The organism is Cronobacter dublinensis subsp. dublinensis LMG 23823, from assembly GCF_001277235.1.
In the GTDB taxonomy this organism is placed as follows: domain Bacteria; phylum Pseudomonadota; class Gammaproteobacteria; order Enterobacterales; family Enterobacteriaceae; genus Cronobacter; species Cronobacter dublinensis.
In genome coordinates, this window is the sequence record NZ_CP012266.1 from 1,524,834 (window position 1) to 1,551,033 (window position 26,200).

The window sequence follows — 26,200 nt, forward strand, 5'->3', positions numbered from 1 at the left end:
AGCGGAGCGCGCCCGCCACAGGCCCCGCCACCCGCACCGTTCCCCTTACCAGTAAAGCTTCCAGCTTTGCGACAGCCGTGTCAGCGCTTCCATATAGAAATAGTCGCCCCAGCTGCAACATTCGTCCACGCCCTTGTTACTCGCCAGATGGTAAACCGAATGCTTCAGCAGACCATTGCAGGCGTCTTCGGGCTTCGCCAGATAGTCTTGCGTCAGGGACGTGAAAATATGCAGCGCCCACTGCTCGCAGACGGCGCGGTGGGGGTCGGTGGCGGGCAGATGTTTGATAAGCTCAAGCAGTCCGCACACGGTAATCGCGGCGGCAGAGGAATCACGCAGCGCGTCAGTGCCCTGCAGCGCGAGATCCCAGTGACATACGCCGTCTTCCGGCAGGCGGTTTAAGAAATAACTCGCGAGCTTCTTCGATAGCCCCACCATCCGTTTATCGCCGGTATAGCGGTAACTCAGCAGAAATCCGTAAATCCCCCATGCCTGGCCGCGCGACCAGCATGAATCATCGGCGTAACCCTGTTGGGTGTTGCCGAAACGCGGATCGCCCGTAACCGGATCCATATAATAGGTGTGCCATGACGAGGCATCCGGGCGCACCAGATAACGCGCCGCCTGGTTCACGTGCGCCTGCGCCGCCGCCGCGAAACGCCCGTCGCCGGTCTGCTCGCTCGCCCACCAGAGCAGCGGCAGGTTCATGTTGCAGTCGATAATCATCCGCCCGGCCTGCTCCGGATCGTCCAGATTGCCCCAGGCCTGAATAATTTGCGCCCTGGGGTGATAACGCTCAAGCAGCGCCTCAGCCGCCAGCAGCGCGAAGCCGCGCGCCTCGCGGCTGGCGTTGAGCCGCCAGTCGGCCACGCAGGAGAGCGTATAAAGAAAGCCCAGATCGTGCGTGTTGGTGTCGTGACGCCCGGCGATACGTTCGCCAAACGAGCGCACCTGGCGCTGCGCGGCGGCGCGAAACGCCTCATCCCCAGACAGCTCCCAGGCAAGCCACAGCTGCCCGGTCCAGAAGCTGGTCGTCCACTCGACGTTTTCCGTCAGCGGGTAATACCCCTTCACGCAGGTTTCAGCGGGGAAACGGTCGCCAAACGCGGCCAGATTCTGGCGCAGACGCGCCAGCACGGCTTCGCGGGTTTGGCTCAGCGTCTCGCGCAGGGCGGCCAGGCAGGGCGTCTGCGGCGGGGAGATAAACGGTTCACTGGCGATGGATTGCAACATAACAGCTCCTTAAAAGTATGTCTGACAGTCAGTGTTTCACCGCCGCCGCGGTGTGAGGCGAGCCGGCGCGCTTGCTCTGACAGGCGGAAAGGGTAAAGGCGGAAATGAACGTAAAGGTGAGGGCGATAGCGCCCATCAGGATGTAGGTCTGCTCGAAACCGATGCGGTCATAGAGGTAGCCTGCGGGCGATGACACCACCACGTTGCCAACGTAGAGCATCGCCTGGTAGCCCAGCAGATACATGGTGGCGTTGACGCGTTTGTCGAAATGCTCGGCGATATATTTGAACACCGACACCAGCAACAGGCAGATTTCGAGTCCGTAAAGCGGTTTCAGTACCGAGATAAGCAAGTGCGAATCACACATCCCGGAGATAATCAGCCGCGCGCCCACCACCAGGCCGACAATCAGCAGGCCTTTTTTGGCTCCCACGTAATTGACGAACACCGGGATCACCATGTACATCAAAAATTCCATACCGGACTGGACAGTGCCGAGGTAACCGAATACCGCGTTGCCCTGCTGCACGTCGTCAAAGAAAGTGACGAAATAGCGCGAAAACTGCTGCTCGGCGATAAACATCATCCAGGCGACGCCCGCCACGTAAAGGCAGAACGCCCAGAACTTGCGGCTGCGCAGCAGTTCATACACGTCACTCATGGCGATTTTTTGTTTCGCTATCACCTCGCTGGCGTGCGCGGTGGCGGTGTTCACTTTCAGGCTCAGCAATACGCCGAGCATGACCAGCGACGCGACGCTGCCAAGCACAAAGTTATAGGCCGGGGAGAGGTTAAACAGCAGCCCGGAGAACGACGAGGCGACCGCCCAGCCGAGCGAGCCCCACATGCGGATCTGCCCAAACTCCATGCCGTTCAGGCGGCTGTAGCGGTCGGTGTAGGATTCACAGGCGGCGACGCCTGCATACCAGGCGAAGCTTAAATAAACCGCGCCGACGATAATCCCGAGCAGCGTATTCGAGATGAGTAGCGGTTGATAAACATAGATAAAAAACGGCGCCATTAGTGCGGACATGCCGACGACAAAATAGAGCAGGTGCTTGCTCATGCCGATTTTATCGAGAATGTAGCCATACACGGGCTTGAGGATTACCGAGAAAATCCCGTTGACCGCAAACACGGTTCCGATGACCGAACCGCTCAGATGGGTTTTCTGGCCGAGCCAGATAGCCAGCAGACCGATGCTGGCAGACCAGGTAAAGAAGTAGAGAAAGATAAAACTACTGATCTTCACGTATTCCGCTTTATTCGCAGCAGTGATGTTTTTCATACAATCCTCTCAGGGGCGTTATTTATTGTTGTAGAGCGGGTAGAGGTAAACCTCGCCGTCTGGCGCGTGCAGTCGCAGGCCATCGGCGTCAATCGAAAGCGTTGGCGCGGGCGGCAGCGCGTCCGGTGCGCCGATAACGCCAGCCGCCGCGCAGCACAGCCAGGTCTCGCCTGGGGCTATCGCGCCGCTCAGCGCCGCAATAGCGGCGCATTCGGCAAACATCACGCTGCTGTTGGGCGGGGTAATGATCGGTTCCGGCTGTCGTGGGTTGGCGGCGGAAAGCTCAACGATGGCGCTGGCGCCGTACGGGGCATGAATAACGCAGCGGCCTGATGGGGTTTCAACGCGTGTCGCCTGCGGCTGCCAGCGTGTGGCGAAGGCGCCCTCGACGCTGTGGAGTTCGCGGGCGCTACGAATATGGTGCACACGCAACTGCCACATGCCGCAGGGGATAAGCCAGGTCGCGACCTGTACGTCATGCCACGGCGACCAGCGCGAGAAAATATGGTCGTCGGCCGTTACGACGTCCTCGCACTCGCGGCGGCCGCGGTAGTAGCCGTCGTGCTCGCAAAGCAGCAGCATCGAATCGCAGGCGGCATGTTTAATGCCGTAGCGGCCCCGCTCAATGGTGAACCCGAAGTGGCTGGAGTAGGCGAATTTGGTGTATTTGGCCTCGGTATTCACATAGTTATTCAACTCCAGCTGGCCTGCGGTCAGCAGCCAGGCGTGGCGCGACGCTTCGCTGTGAACAAGCAACTGCGAAGCTTCGGGAATCGCGTGATGCCCGTCGGCAAGCGGCAGCGGCGCTTCCTGCGCCTGCCAGAACGGATGCGTTTGCGGGAGCGCCAGCACCAGAAACACCTTCAGCGCCCAGTACGGAGAGCCGGGAGAGTTATAGTCTTCGCACATCGCGAGATTGGGGCAGGCGTAGCCGAGCGTGAGGATGTCGTCGCGATCGAGAATCGGCTGCGCCATCCACCAGCGCAGGTGGCGCAGCACGATGCCTTTCACCACGCCCGGCGTAAAGACGTCCAGACCGGAGAACGCGACGGCGCTCCAGAATGCGACCATCGCGAAGCGGTAAGTCAGACTGCGGCCAAACGGAATCGCGGCCCCGCTGGCTGCGGAAAACCAGATGAAATCGGCGGCGAACCGGCGCGCGCGGTCGCGAAGCGTGGCGGCGCGTTCGGCGTCGTCCTGCGCCATCAGCGTGGCGTAGACCAGCCCGTAGAAGTGAAACGCCATCGAGATGTAATAATCCCTCGGACGGCCTGGACCATCGGCGTACCAGCCGTTGCCGAGGTAATACGCCTCCATGCGGGCGAAGCGCGCTTCCAGCACATCGCGCCGCCACGGCAGCCCGGCGCGCCTGAAGCCCAGTTCCACGAGGATCGCGAAGTAGTTCCAGTTGCTGTCCGGCATGTCGGCGTCAGCAATCTGGCGCAGCCAGCGATAGAGATTATCGAGTTCGCGGGCGCTGAACCGTGCGGTGAGTGTCTCCTGCAACAGCGCAAGCCCGAGACCATAGGCCGCCATTTCCACCAGCCGCTGATCGTAGGGGCCGGTATCTCCCCAGTAGCCCGGATGCTGCGGGTCGGTGCCGTGGCGGATGGCCGTCAGGTATTTTTCACACTCCGGCGGCGCGTCGCCGCCCGCCATTAGCGGAAACAGGCCCCACAACGCGCGCGACAGCCCTTCCATGCGTGCAATGTCCGGCCCGTAGTGCGCGCCGGTTGTCCCGAGCGTAATGCCGGTGTCGCCTGCCACAAACTGCGCGTCCAGCCCGCGCAACAGCCGCATCAGCAGCGCCGTTACATCGCTGCGGGAAGAAAGCGGATTTTCTCTGTTTTTCTCGCCTGCCATTATTCACCTCATCAATGCGCTTGTATCGCGCTGCGCTCCTGCGTGATGGGTGCAAGCATAGGTAAGCCGGGCGAGGGCTAAATGTTAGCTGTGTCACAGGGTGACGCATTACCTAAGACACTGTTTGAGAAAATTTAAAACTATGGTTTATAACTTCTGTCACCTGGCCAAAAATTGAAATCTGTTGCCCTGTGGATACCGCCTGCGAAAAATCGCTGCTGGAGCTTATCTCGCTCGATGACGACATCGTCTCGTTCAGCCGCCTGTACGCCAATTCGATTCGCTATCATCACTGGCATCAATGTCTGGAGCTGCTGTACGTGGAGGAGGGCTACGGCGTGGTGATGGTGGATAACCAGCAATACACGATGCGTCCCGGGCGGCTGTTTATCTTTCCGCCGATGACGCTGCATAAAGTGATGGTGGAAGAGCGCGAGCGTGAGCGCTACCGGCGCACGGTTATCCATCTGGATAATCACGCCGCGCTGCGGCTGCTGACGCCGTTCGCGCAGCGCCACGCCCGGCTGGAGCAGCTCTGCCAGCGCGGCGCGCGGGCAACCGTGGTAGATTTCGCCGACATTCACGCGCATCTTGACCATCTTTTCACGCTTTACGCGCCGCGGCTCGCGAAAGGCCGTAGCGAGCATGAAGAGGTGGCGAGCTTTTTAATCCATCTGCTGAGCCTGTTACCGCAAACGCCCGCGCCGCTGCCGCGCGCCAGCAATATGCTCTCAACGCAGGTGATGTACTGGGTGGAAGAACACTATGCGCAGAAATTCAGCCTCAGCGCGCTGGCGCTTCAGCTTAACCGTTCGCGCAGCTATCTTTCGCGTCGCTTTCAGCAGGAGACGGGGGAGGCAATCCACGACTATCTGACGACGTTCCGGCTGCGCAAGGCGTGCGAGTTGTTACGCCATCACGCGTACAGCGTGGCGGATATCGCGCAGATGACCGGTTTTTCCGATACCACGTATTTCATCCGTTGCTTTCGCAAGCGGCTTGGCGAAACGCCGTTGCAGTACCGTAAATCGCGAAAAAATAAAGGCCCGTATGGCGGGCCCTGGAAGGTGTGACGCGACGCTTACTGCGGGAACCACTGATCGCTGATTTTCTGGTAAGTGCCGTCGGCTTTGATAGCTGCCAGCGCGTCGTTGAGCTTTTTCAGCAGCGCGACGTTTTCCGGGCGTACCGCGATGCCAAGACCGGTGCCGAAATATTGCGGGTCGGTCACTTTTTCCGTGGCGGTGCCGAGCTGCGGGTTGTTCTTCAGCCATTCGTTCACCACGGCGGTATCGCCGAAGACGCCATCGAGACGGCCATTTTTCAGGTCGATAATCGCGTTCTGGTAGCTGTCATACGCCACGGTTTTCACTTCCGGGTGTTTATCCTGGAGGTATTTCTGGTGCGTGGTGCCGTTTTCCATGCCGATACGCTTGCCTTTCAGCTCATCGAAGGATTTGTACGCGCCTTTTTTGGCAATCACCACGGCGGAGTTGGCATAGTAAGGCGTGGTGAACGCGACCTGTTTCTGGCGCTCGGGCGTGATGTCCATACCGGAGATGACGGCGTCATATTTTTTAAATTTCAGCGCCGGGATCAGGCTGTCGAACGCATGGTTGGTGAATGTGCACTCCGCCTGCATTTGTTTGCATAACGCTTTCGCGAGATCGATGTCGAAACCGACGATCTGATTGCTGGCGTCAAGCGATTCGAACGGCGGGTAAGTCGCAGAGGAACCGAAGCTGATTTTATCCGCGGCAGCGGCGTGGAATGCGGCACCCGCCAGCATGGCGGCCAGAATAATTTTTTTCATGCGTGAAGCTCCCGTCTGTCAATCTTGTTGTATATCACCGTTTACCCGGCGTGATGACACCATGCCATTATGTGAATTTATATTCAATAAAAATGTATAAGTATTATATCTGGCGGGGCTGGGGGGCGGCGGGTGCGCTGCGCTTACGCGCTCTACAAAAGAGGGTCTCATTCAGGTAGGCGGGTAAGCGTCAGCGCACCCGCCATCCAACCATACAGCCCTCTTCCCAGCGGGAAGAGGGCACGGTGAGGGGAACTAACTACGGCGCTCAAACGCCAGCGCGCGACGCTCAATCAGGCGCATCAGCAGCGTCAACAGACCGTTGACGATAAGATAAATCACGCCCGCCGCGCCAAACACCATCACGTCATAGGTGCGGCCATACAGCAGTTGCCCGTGCCCCATCACTTCCATCAGCGTGATCGTATAGGCGAGGGACGTACTCTTAAACACCAGCACCACTTCGTTGGAATACGACGAGAGCGCGCGCTTAAACGCATACGGCAGCAGGATAGCGAGCGTATCTTTGCGGCTCATGCCGAGCGCGCCGCAGGACTGCCACTGGCCCTCCGGGATAGCCCGGATAGCGCCGTAAAAGAGCTGCGTGGTATACGCCGCCGAGTTCAGCGACAGCGCCACCAGCGCGCACAACCACGGCTCGGAAAGCACATGCCACAGCCACGGATAGTTCTGCAGCGACGGAAACTGTCCCGGCCCGTAGTAAATCAGGAAGATCTGCACCAGCAGCGGCGTCCCGGTGAACAGCGTAATGTAGCCGCGCACCAGCCAGACCAGCACCGGCGTTTTCAGCGTCAGGATTATCGTGAAGATAACCGACAGCACCAGCGCCACGGCGATGGACGCCACGGTAAGCGTCAGGCTGGTGTGCAGCCCTTTGAGAAGCTCCGGCAGGTAATCGAGCATTAGCCAGGCCTCCGCTCAAAACGCGTGGCGCGCAGGTCGATGCGCTTGAGGACGTACTGGCTTATCAGGGTGATCACCAGATAAATCGCCGCCGCGACAATGTACCAGGTAAACGGCTCCTGGGTGCGGGTGGCGATGCTTTTGGTTTGCAGCATCAAATCGTTCACGCTAATCAGCGACACCAGCGCGGTGTCTTTCAGCAGCACCAGCCACTGGTTGCCGAGCCCCGGCAGGGCGTGGCGCCACATCTGCGGCATCACCAGGCGGAAGAAAATGGCGGATTTCGACAGCCCCAGCGCCTGGCCCGATTCCCACTGACCGTGCGGAACGGCTTTCAGCGCGCCGCGCAGCGTCTGGGAGGCGTAGGCGGAATAGAGCAGGGCGAGCGCAATCACGCCGCACAGGAACGGGCTCACATCGAAGTTATCGATCTGCACCTGTACCGGAAGGGTGGCGAACCCCAGAGGGATGGTAAACCCGTCCGAGAGCGTCAGCAGCAGCTGCGACGAGCCGAAATAGATAAACAGCACCACCAGAATTTCCGGCAGGCCGCGCAGCAGCGTCACCAGCGCGGTGGCGAGCCACGCGACAGGCCGCCACTTCGCCGATTCCAGGACGGCGAACAGCATCGCCAGCACCAGGCCCAGGCAAAGGGCGCAGACGGCAAGGCCGACGGTCATCCCGGCGGCGCTTGCTAAGGGAAACATATCGTTCATTCAGGCGATTACTTCTGGAACCATTTGTCGTAGATGGCTTTGTACGTGCCGTCTTTTTTCACCTTCTCCAGCGCGGTGTTGAATTTCTGCTGAAGCTCGGTGTTGCCCTGACGGACCGCAATACCAAGGCCGGTGCCGAAATAGTCTTTGTCAGTCACTTTATCGCCAACAGCGGCCAGTTTCGGGTTGGTCTTCAGCCATTCGGTTACCACGGCAGTGTCGCCAAATACGGCGTCGATGCGGCCATTTTGCAGATCCAGGCGCGCGGTCTGGTAGCTGTCATAAGGCACGGTGGTGATTTCCGGGTGTTTGTCGGTAATGAATTTCTGGTGCGTGGTGCCGTTCTGCACGCCTACGCGTTTGCCTTTCAGCTGGTCGATGCTGCTGTTTTTACCCTGCAGGCCGACGAACAGCGCGGAATTGTCGTAATACGGCGCGGTGAACAGCACCTGTTTTTCACGCTCAGGGGTGATGTCCATGCCCGCCATCACGGCGTCCACACGCTTGAATTTCAGCGCCGGAATGAGGCTGTCGAACGCCTGATTGGTGAATGTGCAGGTCGCGTCAATCTCTTTACACAGGGCATTGGCCAGATCGACGTCGAAACCGACGATTTTATTGCTCGCATCCATGGACTCAAACGGAGGGTAAGAGGCTTCGGTTGCGAAACGGATAGTTTGTGCTGCGGCAGCGGAAAGGCTAACGCTTGCGAGAAGCGCGGCAATCAATACGTTTTTCATTGTCATTATTCCGGTCATCTTCAGTGGGAAAGATAGTTTTTGAACGCGTCGGTCGCAGGGGCGCTAAAGCAGCTCGCGTCACCCTGTTCGATAATATGTCCATTTTCCATATAGACCACCCGGCTGGCGGTTTTACGCGCCACTTCCACTTCGTGCGTCACAATAACCTGCGTGATCCCGGTCTGCGACAGCTCGCGGATAATGCTCACGATCTGGGCAGTGATTTCCGGGTCGAGCGCGGCGGTCGGCTCGTCAAACAGCAGCACCTGCGGCTCCATCATCAGCGCGCGCGCAATCGCCACACGCTGCTGCTGACCGCCAGAAAGATGGAGCGGATAACGATCGGCGTAAGGCGTCAGGCGCAGGCGCTCCAGCAGTTTATCGGCGCGCTTGCGCGCGTCCTCTTTGCTGAGTCCCAGCACCCGGCACGGCGCTTCGATAAGATTATCCAGCACCGTCAGGTGCGGCCACAGATTGTACTGCTGGAAGACCATGCCGACATTGCGGCGCAGCTCGCGGATCGCTTTATCGCCCGGCGCCTTCGAGAAGTCGAACTGGTTGCCCGCAATGCTGAGCTGGCCGGAACGCGGCATCTCCAGCAAATTGAGTACCCGCAGCAGCGAGCTTTTTCCCGCGCCGCTTGGGCCAAGCAACACCAGCGTTTCGCCCTCGGGGCAGCTGAGCGTGATGTCAAACAGCGCCTGATGCGCGCCGTAGAAGCAGTTTATGCCGTTTAGTTGAATACTCATGCGTAGCAGTTGAATAGCAATTGAGACCGCGAATAGTACCGTTGGCAGAATAGTTATGCAATATTAGTGCGTTAAAACTTAATATTCTCCACATTTTCGGCACAAAACCAGCACGATATAGCGGGGTGGGGGTGGGGCAAGAATAAATGTCGGTCAGATGGCGCTAAGCCAGACGGTTTATCGCACCCACGCCCCGCCGCGCTTAACGGCGCTCCAGCGACTGGCGCAGCGTGCCCGCAGGCGCGTGCCCGTTGCCGCCCAGATAGCGCACGTCATCGACCGCCCAGCACTGGCCTTCGCGCACCATCAGTACTTCATCCAGCCATTTTGTCTCGCCGCGCTGCTGCTCCACGCGCAGCGGAATATTGCGCGCGTCGGTGTTCGGAATGCGCGAGGCGCTGGCGACGCGCACGCTCTCAGGCGCATCAGTGCGGCTGGAGAACGGGTCGGTGCGTAAGAAGCCGTTATCGGCGTGGTTTTCACGGTTCGATTTATCCAGAAGCTGGTAGAGCGAATCGCTTAAATAGGGGCGCAGGTCGGTCAGGCGCGTCAGCCCCTGGCTGCGCTGTTCGATGCGATGCTGGTAGAACTGTTCCGCCACGGCATCAGGGCCGCCTTCCACGCACGGGCCGCTGCGCGAGCCGATATCCTTAAAGGCGGGCGTCACGGTGGTACAGGCGCTCAGCATCAGCGCGCACGGAAGAACCAGAGTCAGAACGGTATGGCGCATTTTTATTTCCTTATTCCGGTAAGCAGGACTACGTTTCTTGTCACAGGACTTTTTTAGCATAGCGTATCGTTACCGAATTGCGTCTGGTATCGTCTGCTAACGCATTGATAGCCAAAAGGAGAGAACCATGCAGTTTTCCACCACGCCAACCCTGGAAGGGCAAGTTATCGTTGAATATTGCGGCGTCGTCACCGGCGAGGCAATTCTCGGCGCCAATATCTTTCGCGACTTTTTCGCGGGCATCCGCGACATTGTGGGCGGCCGTTCCGGCGCGTATGAAAAAGAGCTGCGTAAGGCGCGCGAAATCGCGTTTCGCGAGCTCGGCGACCAGGCCGCGTCGCTCGGCGCTGATGCCGTCGTCGGCATTGATATCGATTATGAAACTGTCGGTAAAGACGGCAGCATGCTAATGGTGAGTGTCAGCGGCACGGCGGTGAAAACCCGTCGATGAAAGCGCGTTTCTGGCCGCTGCTGCTGGCGGTGCTGCTCGCCGGGTGCGCGGGCGAAAAGGGCATTGTCGATCGCGGCGATTATAAAGTGGACACGCGCCGCGCCGCGCAGGCGGCATATCCGCGCATTAAAGTGCTGGTCATCCACTACACCGCCGATGATTTCGACACGTCGCTCGCCACGCTGACCGACCGGCACGTCAGCTCGCACTATCTGATCCCGGCGAACCCGCCTGAAAAAGGCGGCAAGCCGGTAATCTGGCAACTGGTGCCGGAGCGCGAGCTGGCGTGGCATGCGGGCGCGAGCTTCTGGCGCGGCGCCACGCGGTTAAACGACACCTCGGTCGGCATTGAACTGGAAAACTACGGCTACCGGAAAATCGACGGGCAGAAGCGGTTCTTCCCGTTCAGCCCGCCGCAGATAGCCGTACTCAGCAAGCTTGCGCGCGACATCATTCACCGTTACCAGATTGCGCCGCAGAACGTCGTGGCGCATGCGGATATCGCGCCGCAGCGCAAAGACGATCCGGGGCCGCTGTTCCCATGGCAGGCGCTGGCGGCGCAGGGGATAGGCGCGTGGCCGGATGCTCAGCGCGTGGCGTTTTATCTCGCCGGGCGCAACCCTTACGCGCCGGTCGGGGAAAACGATCTGCTGGATCTGCTGGCGCGTTACGGCTATGACGTGACGCCGCAGATGAGCGAGGTGCAGCGCAAGCGCGTGATCCAGGCGTTCCAGATGCATTTCCGGCCCGCCCGTTATGACGGTCTGCCGGATGCACAGAGCCAGGCGATAGCCGAGGCGTTGTTGGAAAAATATGGGCAGGGCTGACCTGCGTGATGACAGTAAAAGGAGAGTGTGTGGAACGTTTATTTGTCTATGGCACCTTAGGACCCGGTCGTCCGAACGCGCATGTACTTGAGCGTATCGGCGGCGACTGGGAAGCCGGCTTCGTCAACGGCACGCTGATGAATAAAGGCTGGGGCGCACAGATGGGCTTTCCGGGCATTGTGCTTGATGGCAGCGATAACCGCGTCGAGGGTTTTGTGTTTGCTTCCGAACACCTTGCCGATCACTGGGCGGCACTGGATGAGTTTGAGGGCGAAGGCTATGAGCGCGTACCGGTTAACGTCATGACCAAAAACGGTGAGTGCGTTAGCGCGTCGGTGTATCAACTCAAAAACGAGGCGTAACGCCAGAGGCGGGCAGAATACCGCTGCCCGCAAGACCTTTAACCGCGGTGCAGCGTGCCGTGGTCGCGCAGCCACCAGGCCGTGCGCTCGATGCCCTCATCCAGCGACACCACCGGCGTATAGCCCAGTTCACTTTCGGCGCGGCTGATATCCAGCGTGAAATCAAAATTAAGCTTGGAAACGCCGTAATGGGTTAACGCCGGCTCCTTATGGGAGTGTTTGCTGAGCCGCTCAAGGCTTCTCGCCATCATATCCAGCATCGGGTAGGGCACCGAGCGGATACGGCATGAAATTCCCAGTTCATCAATCAGCTTCTGCACGATACTTTTCAGCGGGCGCGCTTCGCCGTTGGTGATGTTATAGGCGCGTCCCGACGGCAGCGCGTCGCAGGCGCTGCTGCTTGCAAGCCACATCGCGTGGACCGCGTTTTCATGGTAAGTCATATCCACCAGCGCTTCGCCGCCGCGCGGCAACAGCACGCTGCCGTAATGGCGCATCATCTGCACCAGACGCGGGAAGAAGACAACATCGTGCGGCCCGAATAGGCTTTGCGGACGCAGAATGGTAAAGCGCGTCTGCGGGTTAGCCTGCGCCAGCAGCTGGATAACCTCTTCGCTGGCGGCTTTGCTGCGCGCAAACGCGTTCGCCATCCGGTGAGGCCGGAAATCTTCGCGGATATCACGATGGTGGTGATAGTCGAAATAGAGCGCGGGCGAGGAGATATGCACGAAATTGCGCACGCCCCAGGCGACAGCCCATTCGCCGAGACGGCGGGTAGCGCGCACGTTGGCGAGATCGAACGCCTCCTGCGGGCCCCAGGGCGAGGTGAAGCTGGAACAGTGCCAGAGGGTGTCGATACCGGCCAGCATCGCTTTCGCCTGCGAGGAGACCAGCTCGGTTAAATCGGCAGGAATAAACTCCGCGCCCATTTTTTCCAGCAGCTTGCCCATCGCTTCGTTGCGCCCGGTGGCTCTGACCTGGACACCCTGATGACGTAAATATTCGACCGCGTTTCGGCCTAAACCGCTGGTGGCGCCCGTGACCAGTACCTTCATATCGATCCACTGTGCTGTAACGTGTAGCCGCGCATTCTTCCGTGAAATCAGCGCTGATGCAATGGGTACAACGTAACAATGCGCGTAAGCGCAGCTGAATATGCCCTCTGCCGCAGCGCTGTAAACGCGTTATGCCGCCTGCTGTAAAAATTCCCGCCAGTAAGCGACGACGGTTTCAAGCTGCGCGCGGTTGACATCAAGGTGCGTGACCAGACGCGTCACCGGGGCGGCGCTTATCAGCACGTCGCGCGATTTCATAAACGCGCCGAGCGCGGCGACCTGCGCCTGCGGCACGCTGATGAACAGCATATTGGTGTCGTGGCGACGGACATCCGCGCCCGCGTCGCGCAGCGCACCGGCAAGCCAGGCGGCGTTGTCGTGGTCCTCTTTCAGACGGGCGACGTTATGCTCCAGCGCATACAGCCCGGCTGCCGCGAGAATGCCCGCCTGGCGCATGCCGCCGCCGGTCATCTTGCGCCAGCGTTTCGCGCGCTGCAGGTAATCATGGCTGCCGAGCAGCAGCGAGCCCACCGGCGCGCCCAACCCTTTGGAGAGGCAAATCGTGAACGTATCGCAATACTGCGCGATGTCTTTCAGCTCGCAGCCATACGCCACTACCGCGTTAAAGATGCGCGCGCCGTCCACGTGCAGTGCCAGCCCGCGCTCGCGGGTAAATTCCCACGCCTGATGAAGATAATCGCGCGGCAGCACTTTGCCGTTATGGGTGTTCTCAAGGCTTAACAGGCGGGTGCGGGCGAAGTGGACATCGTCGGGTTTGATTTTCGCCGCCACTTTATCAAGCGGCAGCGTGCCGTCGCCGTTGGCGTCAATCGGCTGCGGCTGAATACTCCCGAGCACCGCCGCGCCGCCCGCTTCATAGAGATAATTATGAGCGAGCTGTCCGACAATATACTCCTCGCCGCGCTCGCAATGACTCAGCAGCGCCACCAGGTTGGCCTGGGTGCCTGTCGGCAAAAACAGCGCCCCCTCTTTGCCGCTTAAGCGCGCCGCGTACTCCTGCAGCGCGTTAACGGTTGGGTCATCGCCATACACATCATCCCCGGTGGGGGCCGCCATCATCCGCTCCAGCATGGCGTTGCCAGGGCGCGTGACGGTATCACTGCGTAAATCGATCACGGTATGTCCTTTTCGGTGAACAGAAACGTTTCTTTTACCGGAACCAGTTGGTTTTCGCCAGATCGATAACTTCATCCCCGCGGCCGTTGATGATGGCGCGCAGCATATAGAGGCTGAAGCCTTTGGCCTGCTCCATCTTGATCTGCGGCGGCATCGCCAGCTCTTCTTTGGCGACGGTCACATCCACGACCACCGGGCCGTCCATGCTGAAGGCGCGTGAGAGCGCGTCATACAGTTCGCTCGCTTTCTCGACGCGAATGCCAGGGATGCCGCAGGCCTCGGCGATACGGGCGTAATTGGTGGCGTGCAGATCGGTGCCATCGGTCAGATAACCGCCTGCTTTCATCTCCATCGCCACAAAACCCAGCACGCTGTTGTTAAAGACGATGACTTTGACCGGCAGGTTGAGCTGCACCAGCGAGAGCAGATCGCCCATCAGCATGCTGAAACCGCCGTCGCCGCACATCGCCACCACCTGACGCCCCGGCGCGCTCGCCTGGGCGCCGATCGCCTGCGGCATGGCGTTGGCCATCGAGCCGTGGTTGAACGAGCCAATCAGGCGGCGTTTACCGTTCATTTCCAGATAGCGCGCCGCCCACACGGTTGGGGTGCCGACATCGCAGGTGAAAATGGCGTCCGGCGCGGCGAAGTGGCTTATCTGGCGGGCGAGATATTGCGGGTGCAGCGCTTTATCGCTCGGCTGCGCCAGGTCATCAAGCCCTTTGCGCGCGTCGCGGTAATCCTCCAGCGCTTTATCCAGGAAGTGCCGGTCGGTTTTCTCTTCCAGCAGCGGCAGCAGAGCGGCGAGTGTCGCTTTCACATCGCCCACCAGCGCCATATCCACTTTACTGTGCGCGCCGATGCTGCCCGGGTTGATATCTATCTGAATGATTTTGGCGTGGGTCGGATAGAACGCGCGGTAGGGGAAACGGGTGCCGAGAAGGATCAGCGTGTCGGCGTTCATCATGGTGTGGTAGCCGGACGAGAAGCCGATAAGCCCGGTCATGCCCACGTCATACGGGTTGTCGTACTCAACATGCTCTTTACCGCGCAGCGCGTGGACGATGGGCGCTTTCAGCGTCCGTGCGAATTCAGTGAGTTCCTGATGCGCGCCCGCGCAGCCGCTGCCGCACATCAGCGCGATGTTGTCGGAGTAGCGCAGCAGCTGGGCGAGCTTTTTAAGTTCGTCCTGCGGCGGCACGATAACCGGCTGCGGCGCGTGATACCAGGCGGGATTAACGTCTTCCGGCGCGGGTTTAAGCGCCACGTCGCCCGGCAGCACAATCACCGAGACGCCACGCTCGAGCACGGCTTTGCGCAGCGCGATGGCCAGCACCTGCGGGATCTGCTCCGGCGTTGATACCAGCTCACAGTAGTGGCTGCATTCGCGGAACAGCTCCTGCGGGTGCGTCTCCTGAAAGTAGCCGCTGCCGATTTCGCTTGAGGGAATATGAGCCGCGATCGCGAGCACCGGCACATTGTTGCGATGGCAGTCAAACAGGCCGTTGATGAGATGCAGGTTGCCCGGCCCGCAGGAACCCGCGCACACGGCCAGTTCGCCGGTTAACTGCGCTTCCGCGCCGGCTGCAAAGGCGGCGACCTCTTCATGGCGCGTCGACATCCAGTCGATGGTGCCCATCCGGTTTAAGCTGTCGCTAAGGCCATTGAGCGAGTCGCCGGTTACGCCCCAGATGCGTTTTACGCCCGCCTGCTCCAGGGTTTTTGCGATATAGGACGCCACGGTCTGTTTCATTTTTCCTCCTGAATGCGTTGTCTGTGATACCGGTTACAAGCTTAGTTCAAATTGGTTTGCAGGCGGGGGATTTACCCTTTAAGTTCATAAGGTTTTATGGGGTGACTGCGCCGCAGCGCGTCGCCAGGACAGCGATTCAGACGGAATAAAAAAATGCTAACGACAACACTTGTCGCCTTTAACCGGGCGCTGGACAGAGAGTCTCTGGGTAAATTACTGCTGCGCCTGACGGTAGGCGGGCTGATGCTGTTTCATGGGATGCACAAACTGCTGGATGGCGTAGACGGTATAGCGGCGATGCTGGCAGCGCGTGGTCTGCCGGAATTTATCGCTTACGGTACGCTCGCAGGCGAGGTCATCGCACCGGTGCTGGTGATACTGGGTATTCTGACGCGCCCGGCGGCGCTGGTGATCGCCTTTACGATGGTCGTCGCGTGGCTGATGGTGGGCATGGATAAGACGTGGATGCTCGATAAAACCGGCGCGTGGGCCATTGAGAATATCGTCTATTTCTTCACCGGCGCGCTGGCGGTGGCGTTTTGCGGCGCAGGGCGGTATGCGGTTGCGAGCCGCCCGGCGTGGCAGTAAGTAAAAGGCGCCTGAAGGCGCCTTTTTCATGATGCATTTGTACAACGTGCAGACGTCGGTCAGGCCAGCACTATGTCGCTTGCCGGATGACACGAACACGCCAGCACATAGCCGTCGGCTATCTCCTGCTCGGTCAATGTCATGGTGCTCGTCACGCTGTAATCGCCAGAGACGACGCGCGTTTTACAACAGCCGCAGACGCCTGCGCGACACGCGGCGTTCACCGGCACTTTATTACTCTCCAGCGCTTCCAGCAGCGTGGTGCCGACCGCGCCGTAAAACTCGCGTGCGGGCGTCAGCGTGGTGAATTTCAATCCGCTGGTGGCGGCTTCGGCAACCGGCGTGAAGAATTGCTCTTTAAAAAAGCGCGTGACGCCAAGCGCTTTCACTTCCTGCTCCACGAAATCCATATAGGGCGCGGGGCCGCAGACCATCACGGTACGGCTCGCGAGATCCGGCACCGCCTGTAACATTTCGCGGGTGAGGCGACCGCGCGCGAAGCCCGGCGCGTCACCGTTTTCCGCCACCAGCGTCACCGGATAATTGCGCCATTCCTCGGCGAAAATCACATCCTGCGGCGTGCGGACGTTATAAATCACCTGTACGTCCGCCTGCGGACGGTACGTCGCCAGCCACCGGCGCATCGACATGATCGGTGTTACGCCGCAGCCGCCCGCAAGCAGCAGAAAGCGCTCTTCTGGTTTATCCGCACAGGTAAAATCCCCTTGCGCGTCGGAGAGCCAGAGATAATCGCCGCGTTTTACTTCGCGCGTCAGCCAGCCCGAGCCTTCGCCGTCGTCTATCCGGCGCACCGTCAGCGTCAGCAGCGGGCTGACGCCAGGCGTTGAGGAAATGGTATAAGCGCGCAGCGTATCAGCACGGTTGCGAATGCTTACCAGCGCGTACTGCCCGGCCTGATAGGGATAGAAATCGTGGCACAGAAGCGACAGCGTCCAGACATCCGGCGTCTCCTGCCGGATGTGGTGAACCTGCATACGCCACGGGCATTGTGGGGTTGGCATCGTCATGATTTCCTCCTTACGCGCCCAGCAGCTCGCGCATATCCTGCTCTACGGTGGTCACCTGGCGCAGGCCGAATTTCTCATTCAGCACCGCCAGCAGATCCGGCGTCAGGAAGCCTGGCGCCGTCGGGCCGGTGACGATATTCGTCACGCCGAGCGACAGCAGCGTCAGCAGGATCACAATCGCTTTCTGTTCAAACCACGAGAGCACCAGCGACAGCGGCAGGTCATTGACACCGCAGCCGAGTTTTTCTGCGAGCGTCACCGCGAGAATAATGGCGGAATAGGCGTCGTTGCACTGACCGGCATCGACAAGACGCGGCAGCCCTTCGATATTGCCGAAATCAAGCTTGTTGAAGCGGTATTTGCCGCAGGCGAGCGTCAGGATCAGGCAATCCTGCGGCACTTGTGTGGCGAAATCGGTGAAGTAGCTGCGTTCGCCGCGCGCGCCGTCACAGCCGCCCACCAGGAAGATGTGGCGCAGTTTTTCGCGACTGACCAGATCAATCAGCGTATCGGCAGCGCCGAGCAGCGTCTGACGGCCAAAACCGACGGTGATGAGGTGCTCAATCTCAGAATACGGGAAGCCCGCCATCTGTTGCGCCTGGGCGATAACCGGCCCGAAATCGTCGCCTTCAAGATGGCTGACGCCCGGCCAGCCGACGATGCTGCGCGTCCAGATGCGGTCGTCGTAGCTGCCAATGGTCGGGTCGATGATGCAGTTGGAGGTCATCACAATCGGCCCCGGGAAGCGGGCGAATTCCACCTGCTGATTCTGCCAGCCGCTGCCGTAGTTACCGACCAGATGTTTAAATTTGCGCAGCTCCGGATAGCCGTGCGCGGGCAGCATTTCGCCGTGGGTGTAAACGTTAACGCCGGTGCCTTCGGTCTGCTCCAACAGATTATAGAGATCTTTCAGATCGTGACCGGAAATCAGAATACATTTGCCTGCGACCGCTTTGACATTCACCTGCGTCGGGGTCGGGTGGCCATATTTACTGGTTTCGCCCGCGTCCAGAATGCTCATCACTTTGAAGTTCATCTGGCCGATTTCCATCGCGCATTCCAGCAGCGCGTTCATGTCCGCAGGCCAGGTGCCGAGCCAGGCCATGATTTTATGGTACTGGGCGTAAATGTCGTTGTCTGACTTCCCGAGCACATGCGCGTGCTCCATATAGGCGGCAGCACCTTTCAGACCATAGAGGCAGAGCAGGCGCAGGCCGAGAATATTCTCGCCAATCACCGCTTTATCAATATTCGGCGCGAAGGCGGCGGCCTGGCGCTGTAAATCGCCGAGGTCATCGCCTGCAAGCGTCAGGGCTGCCATCGGGTTATCGACCTGTGCGCTGGCGTCGATAGCCTGGCACTGCGTTTTCAGCGCGTCACGCAGGGCGAGCGCCTCGCGGGCATAACCCACAATGCGCGGAGAATCGAAGTTGACGTTGGTAAGGGTAGAGAAGAAGGCGCGCGGCGCAAAGCTGTCTACATGGTGGTCGATGATGCCAAGCTCACGTGCTTTGACCGCCCAGGCGGAAAGCCCCTGTAAAGCCGCAATCAGCAGATCCTGTAGGTCGGAGGTTTCGGCGGTTTTTCCGCACATCCCCTGCGCATACGCGCAGCCGTTGCCCGCCGGAGTACGAATCGTTTGTTCACATTGCACGCAAAACATGATGACACCTTAAAGTTATATTTGATATGCATGTTTAAGGTTAGGCTCAGGCGCAGGGGGAGAAAAGCGTTTTTTAAGGAAGTTGAAGGGAGATTGATGTAGCGCAATTTTGGCGGCAGCCTGCTACCGCCAAAGAGGTATCAGGCGGCAAACAGCGCCATCAGCAACGGCACCAGCAGGCTCAGGATAAAACCGTGAACGATGGCGGCAGGCACCAGCTCTAGCCCGCCGCTGCGCTGTAACACCGGCAGCGTGAAGTCCATTGACGTCGCCCCGCAGATACCGAGCGCGGTCGAACGGCTTCGGCGCACCAGGGTCGGGATCAGCATGATGGCGATAAGCTCGCGGCCCAGATCGTTAAAAAACGCGGCGCTGCCGATAACCGGCCCGTACGCTTCCGTCATCAGAATGCCGGAGAGCGAATACCAGCCGAAACCCGACGCCATCGCAAGCCCCGCGCGCAGCGGCAGCCCCAGCAGCAGCGCGTTCACCACGCCTGCGATAAGCGAACTGCCCAGCACCACGACCGCCACCATCATGCCGCGCCGGTTGAGCACAATCTGCCTGAGCGTCATGCCGTTGTTGCGAAGCTGAATACCTATCAGGAACAGCAGGAAAATTAAGGTGTATTCGCTCGCTGCTGTAGCGTGCTTAAGAAACGCGAGGCCGGTCAGCCCCAGCACAAAACCAAGCACCACCACGCCGCACAGCTTCAGCGATTCCAGCGCCATCGCGAGGCGCGACGGCAGTTTCTCCTGATGATGCTGATGCCGCCACGGGAGCGTGCGCTCCAGCCACAGCAGTGCGGCGATATTGCACAGCATGATGACCGTAATGCTGACGGCGGAATAGTGAAAAATCGCCAGCAGATTGGCCGAAAGATCGTCAAGAAACGCCAGGCTTATCCCCATAAAAAACAGGATGATATAGACCAGCCAGCTTAACAGTTGATTAATAAACCGCAGCGCGCCTGCTTTGTGCAGGGGAATAAGGTAGCCGAGAATAAGCGGTACTACGATGATTAACAGTCCTGAAAACATGCGGCGCGGGATCCTGGAGACCTGACAGTAAAGTGCTGCCACACCCTACCGAATTCGCCAGAGCGAGTAAAGCCGCCATTACCGACCAAGTTTCATTGCGTTAGCGCATTATGAAAGCCATTAATACTGCCCTTCATCGTTTCATTTTTTATTATTACGAGACGCCTCGCAGCGCTGCGTATTGCAAGGCACCGCGCCTGTTAAGCCTCTGATTGAATAGCTATACTGCCCACATGCCGTTATGCCTGATGCAGCCGGAGGAAAAATGTTTCTTGAGCGCGTGGAGATCGCCGGGTTCCGTGGAATTAATCGTCTGTCGTTAACGCTTGAGCATAATAATGTCCTGATTGGCGAAAACGCGTGGGGGAAATCGAGCCTGCTGGATGCGCTCACGCTGCTGCTGAACCCCGGCGACGCGCTCTATTCCTTCACCCGCCACGATTTCTGGTTTCCGCCTGGCGATATTCACGGGCGCGAGCGTCATCTGCACCTGATCCTTATCTTCCGTGAGGCGCAGCCGGGCGATTTTCAGCGGCATCGCTATCGCGGCCTGCGCTCGCTCTGGACGCCAGGCGACGATAATTATCAGCGCATTTTCTACCGGCTGGAGGGCGAGCTTAACGACGACGACAGCGTGCTGACGCTGCGCAGCTTTCTCAACGCGCAGGGCGAGGCGCTGGCGCTTGACGATATCGACACCCTGGCGCGCCAGCTCATCCGGCTAAGCCCGGTGCTGCGCCTGCGCGACGCGCGCTTTATGCGCCGCCTGCATGACAGCGCCATCGCCCATACGCCGCAGGTGGAGGTCACCGCCCGCGAGCTCGATTACCTGACGCGCGAGCTGGTTGCCCGCCCGCAGAACCTCACGGATGAACAAATTCGCCAGGGGCTCTCGGCGATGGTGCAATTGCTGGAGCACTACTTTTCCGAACAAGGGACCGCGGGCCCGCGTTACCGCCTGATGCGCCGCCATTCGCATGATGAACAGCGCAGCTGGCGCTATCTCGACATTATCAATCGCATGATTGATAAACCCGGCGGGCGGGCCTATCGGGTGATCCTGCTCGGGCTTTTCTCCACGCTGTTACAGGCGAAAGGCAACGTGCGGCTCGATAAATACGCCCGTCCGCTCCTGCTGGTGGAAGACCCCGAAACGCGTCTGCACCCCATTATGCTGTCGGTGGCCTGGCAATTATTGAACCTGCTGCCGCTGCAAAAACTGACCACCACCAACTCGGGCGAACTACTGTCGATGACGCCCGTGGAAGAGGTGTGCCGCCTGGTGCGCGCCTCCGGCAAAGTGGCGGCCTGGCGGCTTGGCCCCGGCGGTATGAACGCCGAAGACAGCCGCCGTATTGCGTTTCATATCCGTTTTAATCGCCCCTCGTCGCTGTTCGCGCGCTGCTGGCTGCTGGTGGAAGGCGAGACCGAAGTCTGGATGATGAACGAACTGGCGCGCCAGTGCGGCTACCATTTCGAAGCCGAAGGTATAAAGGTCATTGAGTTTGCCCAGTCAGGCTTAAAGCCGCTGATTAAATTCGCCCGCCGCATGGGCATCGAATGGCATGTGCTGGTGGATGGCGACGACGCTGGACGCAAATATGCCGCGACGGTGAAGGGCCTGGTCAATAACGACGGCGAACAGGTGCGCCAGCATTTAACCGAGCTCCCTGCGCTCGATATGGAGCACTTTATGTATCGCGAAGGGTTTGAGGCGGTGTTTTACCGGGTGGCGCAGCTGCCGGACGGCGTGCATATGAATATGCGGCGGGTCATCGTCAAGGCTATCCATCGCTCTTCAAAGCCTGATCTGGCCATTGAAGTGGCGATGGAAGCCGCGCGCCGCGGCACCGACGCCGTGCCGTCGCTGCTGCGCAAAATGTTCTCCCGCGTGCTGTGGCTCGCCCGGGGCCGCGCGGATTAACGTTGCCGTGTCGCAGCTATGCGTAGAACGGGTAAGCAAGGCGCACCCGCCAAAAGAGGCGTGCGGGTACACGTATGGCGGGTAAGCAACGCGCACCCGCCAGCTCAACGCCCCGCAACCTACCTTTCGTTAAACCACGCGGCAATCTGGGCGGTCATGCTGTCCAGCAGTTCATAACGGCGGCGATACTCCGCGCGTTTTTTGCTGGCAATCTCCTCAAGGGATTTTCGCGCGACCTGCAGCGGCATGTGGTACAGCCCCTGCGCATCCTTCTCACCGCCAAGCGACGCCCAGAAGCTGTCGTAGTCGGCATGCAGTTTGTCTTTTTTCTTCTTCGCGTAACGCCAGCTGCGGTAGATGTGCGTATCGTTGCTGACGGCGAGGATCTGGTTTACGCCGAAATGCTGCGCCAGCAGGCAGACGGCCTCCAGCAGCAGGCGTTTGGGGAACAGCCCGTGGCAGGCTTTGGTCGCAAGCTGGATCTGATCGTGTTCGACCCAGGCTTTGGCGCCCTGTAAACCGCCAATAAACAGCGTGCTTTTTCCGTCAACGTCGCACAGGGTGAATGTCATCTCGGCGAGAACGACGCCTGCGGCATCGCGGAAAATCACAGTGGTTTCGCCCTCTTTATCGAGGTCCGCGACGGCCGCGAGGTCGAGACGATACGACGCGTCGTTTTTCCCGGTAAGCGTGGCAAGCGTAACGCCCTGGCGCGTCAGGTGGCCGTGCATCAGCGCGGCGGGCAGCAGGCGAGTAATATGCTGGTAATGATATTCCAGCGCCGCCAGCGCCTGCTCACGTGAAAGGGTTACGGAGAGCCAGGGGCGGTGCAGACGGCACGGCAGACCCGGCTGGGCATACAGCAGGGCATCCAGCATCGGCTGTCGCGCCAGCACCGCGAGCCAGCGACGGGTGGCGAAAGGGGTCGCCAGCGAACGGAGCATAAATTTACGGCGATAGGCCGGGTTCTGCCACGCGAGGCCCGGCGCTTTCTGACCGGTCGCAAGCAGGCGGAAGAGTTGCCAGGCGTTGTGGGCTGGCGGTTGTACAGAAAGTTCGGCGAGTGCGGTCATAGCCCAGTCTCATGCAGGATAAACATTGAGGCTATGGGAACAAACCATCACTCAACGCAATATCAACGCCCCTGTTTATTTGCAGGCCGCATAGGGTTTGGTTGAGATTGTGTTTAGAATAGGAGAGCAACTCTGTTTACTCTTCTGAAACGTCAGGAAAGATATGAAGCTTAAGGGAAGGATCAAGAAGCGCTACGTGGTGCTGGCTCTGGTTATCATTATTGGCGGTATCTGGCTGTGGAAGACACTGAACGCGCCGCTGCCACGCTATCAGACCATGCTGGTGCGCAAAGGAGATTTGCAACAGAGCGTACTGGCCACCGGCAAACTCGACGCGCTGCGTAAAGTCGATGTCGGCGCGCAGGTAAGCGGCCAGCTAAAAACATTGTCGGTTAACATCGGCGATAAAGTGAAAAAGGATCAGCTGCTTGGGGTGATTGACCCGGAGCAGGCCGAAAACCAGATCAAAGAAGTCGAAGCGACGCTAATGGAGCTGCGCGCCCAGCGGCGTCAGGCCGAAGCCGAGATGAAACTCGCCCGCGTCACGCTCTCCCGCCAGCAGCAGCTCGCACATACCCAGGCGATTTCACGTCAGGATCTCGATACCGCCGCTACGGAACTGGCGGTGAAAGAGGCGCAAATCGGCACTATTGACGCGCAAATCCAGCGTAACCAGGCGTCGCTCAGCACCGCCAGAACCAATCTGGACTACACCCGCATTACCGCGCCCATTGCGGGCGAAGTGACGCAGATAACCACGCTTCAGGGCCAGACGGTGATCGCCGCCCAACAGGCGCCGAATATTCTGACGCTTGCCGATCTCAGCACGATGCTGGTGAAGGCGCAGGTTTCTGAGGCGGACGTTATTCATCTCAAACCCGGACAGAAAGCCTGGTTTACCGTGCTTGGCGACCCGCTGACCCGTTACGAAGGGCGGCTGAAAGATATTCTGCCGACGCCTGAGAAAATCAACGACGCCATTTTTTACTACGCCCGTTTTGAAGTGCCGAACCCGCAGGGCGTGCTGCGTCTTGATATGACCGCTCAGGTGCATATCCAGCTCGGCGGCGTTAACGATGTGCTGACCATTCCGCTGGCGGCGCTGGGCGAGCCGGTCGGCGATAATCGCTATAACGTCACGCTTTTGCGCAACGGCGAAACCCGCGAGCGCGAGGTGACCATCGGCGTGCGTAACGATACCCAGGTAGAAGTGGTTAAAGGCCTCGACGAAGGCGATGAAGTGGTGATCGGCCGCGCGGTCGGGAGCGACCAATGACGGCGCTGCTTGAGCTGCGGGATATTCGCCGCAGTTATCCGTCAGGCGACACCGAGGTTGAAGTGCTGAAAGGCGTCTCTCTGACTATTCACGCCGGTGAAATGGTGGCGATTGTTGGGGCTTCCGGTTCCGGTAAATCGACGCTGATGAATATTCTTGGCTGCCTCGATAAGCCGAGCAGCGGCAGCTATAAGGTGGCGGGCGTGGATGTGGCGACGCTTTCTGGCGACGCGCTGGCCCGCCTGCGCCGCGAACACTTCGGCTTTATCTTCCAGCGTTACCATCTGCTCTCGCATCTGACCGCGGCGCAGAATGTCGAAGTCCCGGCGATTTATGCCGGCACCGGGCGCGCCGCGCGGCAGGCGCGGGCGCGGGAATTGCTGGCGCGGCTCGGTCTTGAGGCGCGGGTGGATTATCAGCCCTCGCAGCTCTCCGGCGGGCAGCAGCAGCGCGTGAGTATCGCCCGCGCGCTGATGAACGGCGGCCAGGTGATCCTCGCCGACGAACCGACCGGCGCGCTCGACAGCCACTCCGGCGAAGAGGTTATCGCGACGCTCAAACAGCTGCGTGACCGCGGACACACCGTGATTATCGTGACCCACGACCCGAACGTCGCCGCCCAGGCGGAGCGCGTCATTGAAATTCGCGACGGGGAAATCATCAGCAACCCGCCGCCGGTGGCGGCGCGTGAAGGGGCAAGGCTCAATACGCAGCCGCACGACGCCCCGGCATTAGGGCAGTTTATCAATAGCTTTCGCGAGGCGCTCACCATGGCGTGGCTCGCGATGGCAGCCAATAAGATGCGCACGCTGCTGACGATGCTCGGGATTATCATCGGCATCGCGTCGGTGGTCTCTATCGTGGTGGTCGGTGATGCCGCCAAGCAGATGGTGCTTGAGGATATCCGCTCTATCGGTACGAATACGATAGACGTCTACCCGGGTAAGGATTTCGGCGATGACGATCCGCAATATCAGCAGGCGTTGCAGTATGACGATTTGCAGGCGATCCAGCGCCAGCCGTGGGTAAGCTCCGCCACGCCCGCCGTCTCGCAGAATTTACGCCTGCGCTACGGCAATGTGGATGTGGCCGCCAGCGCCAACGGCGTGAGCGGGCAATATTTTAACGTCTACGGCATGACCTTTAGCGAGGGCAACACCTTCAACGACGAGCAGCTGCGCGGTCGTGCGCAAGTTGTGGTTATCGACAGCAACGCGCGTCGCCAGCTCTTTCCGAATAAGGCAAGCGTGGTCGGCGAAGTGGTGCTGGTGGGCAACATGCCTGCGACGGTCATCGGCGTGGCGGAAGAGAAGCAGTCGATGTTCGGCAGCAGCAAAATTCTGCGCGTCTGGATGCCTTACAGCACGATGTCCGGGCGCATCATGGGGCAGTCGTGGCTGAACTCCGTCACGGTGCGCGTAAAAGAGGGCTACGACAGCGGCGAGGCGGAGCAGCAGCTGACCCGCCTGCTGACGCTGCGCCACGGCAAAAAAGACTTTTTCACCTGGAACATGGATGGTGTATTGAAAACGGCGGAAAAGACCACACGTACTCTTCAGCTGTTTTTAACGCTGGTGGCGGTGATTTCGCTGGTGGTCGGTGGGATCGGGGTGATGAATATCATGCTGGTGTCGGTCACCGAACGCACCCGTGAAATCGGCATCCGCATGGCGGTTGGCGCGCGCGCAAGCGACGTACTCCAGCAGTTTCTCATCGAAGCGGTGCTGGTTTGTCTGGTGGGTGGGGCGCTCGGCATTGGGTTGTCGCTGCTTATCGCCTTTGCGCTGCAACTCATCCTGCCCGGCTGGGAGATTGGCTTTTCGCCGGTGGCATTGCTGACCGCGTTTTTATGTTCAAGCGCGACGGGCGTTTTATTCGGCTGGTTGCCTGCCCGCAGCGCCGCGCGGCTCAATCCTGTGGATGCGCTGGCGCGGGAATAAATAAAAATGCCAGTCCTCGGGACTGGC

General features: G+C 59.6%; 24 protein-coding genes. 8 read left to right on the plus strand and 16 right to left on the minus strand.

The genetic code is table 11. The features are described 5' to 3' along the window. Window positions 1-45 precede the first annotated feature (45 nt). Genes AFK67_RS06990 through AFK67_RS07000 form a run of 3 tightly spaced genes read right to left on the minus strand, consistent with a single transcriptional unit; the run spans window position 46 to window position 4,384 of the window. Complete coding sequence (locus AFK67_RS06990; protein ID WP_007724237.1) at window positions 46-1,233, minus strand: glycoside hydrolase family protein; 1,188 nt, start codon at window positions 1,231-1,233, stop codon at window positions 46-48. Between the two features lie 28 nt (window positions 1,234-1,261). Further along, a complete protein-coding gene (locus tag AFK67_RS06995; protein WP_007724235.1) occupies window positions 1,262-2,521 on the minus strand; it encodes an oligosaccharide MFS transporter in 1,260 nt (419 codons plus the stop codon). An 18-nt stretch (window positions 2,522-2,539) separates the two neighbouring features. Next, window positions 2,540-4,384 (minus strand): DUF2264 domain-containing protein, encoded by a 1,845-nt coding sequence (locus AFK67_RS07000; protein WP_007724232.1) that lies wholly within the window; start codon window positions 4,382-4,384, stop codon window positions 2,540-2,542. A 191-nt stretch (window positions 4,385-4,575) separates the two neighbouring features. On the opposite strand from AFK67_RS07000, the gene AFK67_RS07005 reads away from it, so the two are divergent. Then, window positions 4,576-5,457, plus strand: a complete 882-nt coding sequence (locus AFK67_RS07005; protein WP_007724225.1) for a helix-turn-helix transcriptional regulator — start codon at window positions 4,576-4,578, stop codon at window positions 5,455-5,457. 8 nt (window positions 5,458-5,465) lie between these two features. Here the strand turns inward: AFK67_RS07005 and artJ are convergent, their stop codons facing one another. From artJ to AFK67_RS07035, 6 genes are all read right to left on the minus strand, one after another. Beyond that, window positions 5,466-6,197, minus strand: coding sequence for an arginine ABC transporter substrate-binding protein ArtJ (gene artJ, locus AFK67_RS07010; RefSeq protein WP_007724223.1), 732 nt, complete (start codon window positions 6,195-6,197; stop codon window positions 5,466-5,468). Between the two features lie 255 nt (window positions 6,198-6,452). Further along, a complete protein-coding gene (artM, locus tag AFK67_RS07015; RefSeq protein ID WP_007747044.1) occupies window positions 6,453-7,121 on the minus strand; it encodes an arginine ABC transporter permease ArtM in 669 nt (222 codons plus the stop codon). After that, complete coding sequence (gene artQ / locus AFK67_RS07020; protein ID WP_032967339.1) at window positions 7,121-7,837, minus strand: arginine ABC transporter permease ArtQ; 717 nt, start codon at window positions 7,835-7,837, stop codon at window positions 7,121-7,123. Before artQ ends, artM begins: the two co-directional genes overlap by 1 nt. An 8-nt stretch (window positions 7,838-7,845) precedes the next feature. Next, complete coding sequence (artI, locus tag AFK67_RS07025) at window positions 7,846-8,577, minus strand: arginine ABC transporter substrate-binding protein ArtI (RefSeq protein ID WP_007724219.1); 732 nt, start codon at window positions 8,575-8,577, stop codon at window positions 7,846-7,848. Window positions 8,578-8,597: 20 nt separating this feature from the next. Next, window positions 8,598-9,326, minus strand: a complete 729-nt coding sequence (gene artP / locus AFK67_RS07030; RefSeq protein WP_007724216.1) for an arginine ABC transporter ATP-binding protein ArtP — start codon at window positions 9,324-9,326, stop codon at window positions 8,598-8,600. 202 nt (window positions 9,327-9,528) lie between these two features. Then, entirely contained in the window at window positions 9,529-10,056 is a 528-nt protein-coding gene (locus AFK67_RS07035) for a lipoprotein (RefSeq protein WP_007724215.1), read from the minus strand. Window positions 10,057-10,183: 127 nt separating this feature from the next. Here AFK67_RS07035 and AFK67_RS07040 point away from each other — a divergent pair, with 127 nt between their 5' ends. The 3 genes from AFK67_RS07040 to AFK67_RS07050 are packed head-to-tail and all read left to right on the plus strand — an operon-like array spanning window position 10,184 to window position 11,696. Further along, window positions 10,184-10,507 carry a heavy metal-binding domain-containing protein gene (locus AFK67_RS07040; RefSeq protein ID WP_004386731.1) on the plus strand — a complete coding sequence of 108 codons (324 nt, stop codon included), beginning with the start codon at window positions 10,184-10,186 and terminating at the stop codon, window positions 10,505-10,507. Then, window positions 10,504-11,334, plus strand: coding sequence for an N-acetylmuramoyl-L-alanine amidase (locus AFK67_RS07045; RefSeq protein ID WP_038883946.1), 831 nt, complete (start codon window positions 10,504-10,506; stop codon window positions 11,332-11,334). The genes AFK67_RS07040 and AFK67_RS07045 overlap by 4 nt, the downstream gene beginning before the upstream one ends. Before the next feature lie 29 nt (window positions 11,335-11,363). After that, window positions 11,364-11,696, plus strand: coding sequence for a gamma-glutamylcyclotransferase family protein (locus AFK67_RS07050; RefSeq protein ID WP_007724212.1), 333 nt, complete (start codon window positions 11,364-11,366; stop codon window positions 11,694-11,696). Between the two features lie 38 nt (window positions 11,697-11,734). On the opposite strand, the gene AFK67_RS07055 is transcribed toward AFK67_RS07050, so the two are convergent. The 3 genes from AFK67_RS07055 to poxB form a co-directional block, all read right to left on the minus strand. Beyond that, window positions 11,735-12,751 carry a 3-beta-hydroxysteroid dehydrogenase gene (locus AFK67_RS07055; protein WP_007724209.1) on the minus strand — a complete coding sequence of 339 codons (1,017 nt, stop codon included), beginning with the start codon at window positions 12,749-12,751 and terminating at the stop codon, window positions 11,735-11,737. Between the two features lie 129 nt (window positions 12,752-12,880). Beyond that, window positions 12,881-13,888, minus strand: coding sequence for a low-specificity L-threonine aldolase (gene ltaE, locus AFK67_RS07060; protein WP_007724199.1), 1,008 nt, complete (start codon window positions 13,886-13,888; stop codon window positions 12,881-12,883). A 34-nt stretch (window positions 13,889-13,922) separates the two neighbouring features. Beyond that, on the minus strand, window positions 13,923-15,641 hold the full coding sequence (poxB, locus tag AFK67_RS07065) for a ubiquinone-dependent pyruvate dehydrogenase (protein WP_007724198.1): 1,719 nt from the start codon (window positions 15,639-15,641) through the stop codon (window positions 13,923-13,925). A gap of 153 nt (window positions 15,642-15,794) precedes the next feature. On the opposite strand from poxB, the gene AFK67_RS07070 reads away from it, so the two are divergent. Continuing rightward, on the plus strand, window positions 15,795-16,229 hold the full coding sequence (locus tag AFK67_RS07070) for a DoxX family protein (RefSeq protein ID WP_007724188.1): 435 nt from the start codon (window positions 15,795-15,797) through the stop codon (window positions 16,227-16,229). A gap of 59 nt (window positions 16,230-16,288) precedes the next feature. On the opposite strand, the gene hcr is transcribed toward AFK67_RS07070, so the two are convergent. The 3 genes from hcr to AFK67_RS07085 form a co-directional block, all read right to left on the minus strand. After that, complete coding sequence (gene hcr, locus AFK67_RS07075) at window positions 16,289-17,257, minus strand: NADH oxidoreductase (RefSeq protein WP_007724187.1); 969 nt, start codon at window positions 17,255-17,257, stop codon at window positions 16,289-16,291. Between the two features lie 10 nt (window positions 17,258-17,267). Further along, window positions 17,268-18,920, minus strand: a complete 1,653-nt coding sequence (gene hcp / locus AFK67_RS07080; protein WP_038883942.1) for a hydroxylamine reductase — start codon at window positions 18,918-18,920, stop codon at window positions 17,268-17,270. A 140-nt stretch (window positions 18,921-19,060) separates the two neighbouring features. Continuing rightward, on the minus strand, window positions 19,061-19,960 hold the full coding sequence (locus AFK67_RS07085) for a LysO family transporter (RefSeq protein WP_007724182.1): 900 nt from the start codon (window positions 19,958-19,960) through the stop codon (window positions 19,061-19,063). A 265-nt stretch (window positions 19,961-20,225) separates the two neighbouring features. Here AFK67_RS07085 and AFK67_RS07090 point away from each other — a divergent pair, with 265 nt between their 5' ends. Further along, entirely contained in the window at window positions 20,226-21,884 is a 1,659-nt protein-coding gene (locus tag AFK67_RS07090; RefSeq protein ID WP_038883939.1) for an ATP-dependent nuclease, read from the plus strand. A gap of 119 nt (window positions 21,885-22,003) precedes the next feature. Here the strand turns inward: AFK67_RS07090 and AFK67_RS07095 are convergent, their stop codons facing one another. Further along, the gene (locus AFK67_RS07095; protein ID WP_007730209.1) at window positions 22,004-22,957 is read right to left on the minus strand and encodes a VirK/YbjX family protein; all 954 of its coding nucleotides are present in this window, start codon (window positions 22,955-22,957) and stop codon (window positions 22,004-22,006) included. Between the two features lie 163 nt (window positions 22,958-23,120). On the opposite strand from AFK67_RS07095, the gene macA reads away from it, so the two are divergent. Both macA and macB read left to right on the plus strand, forming a co-directional pair. Next, window positions 23,121-24,233, plus strand: coding sequence for a macrolide transporter subunit MacA (macA, locus tag AFK67_RS07100; RefSeq protein WP_007730211.1), 1,113 nt, complete (start codon window positions 23,121-23,123; stop codon window positions 24,231-24,233). After that, window positions 24,230-26,173, plus strand: coding sequence for a macrolide ABC transporter ATP-binding protein/permease MacB (gene macB, locus AFK67_RS07105; RefSeq protein WP_007730213.1), 1,944 nt, complete (start codon window positions 24,230-24,232; stop codon window positions 26,171-26,173). The genes macA and macB overlap by 4 nt, the downstream gene beginning before the upstream one ends. Window positions 26,174-26,200 lie beyond the last annotated feature (27 nt).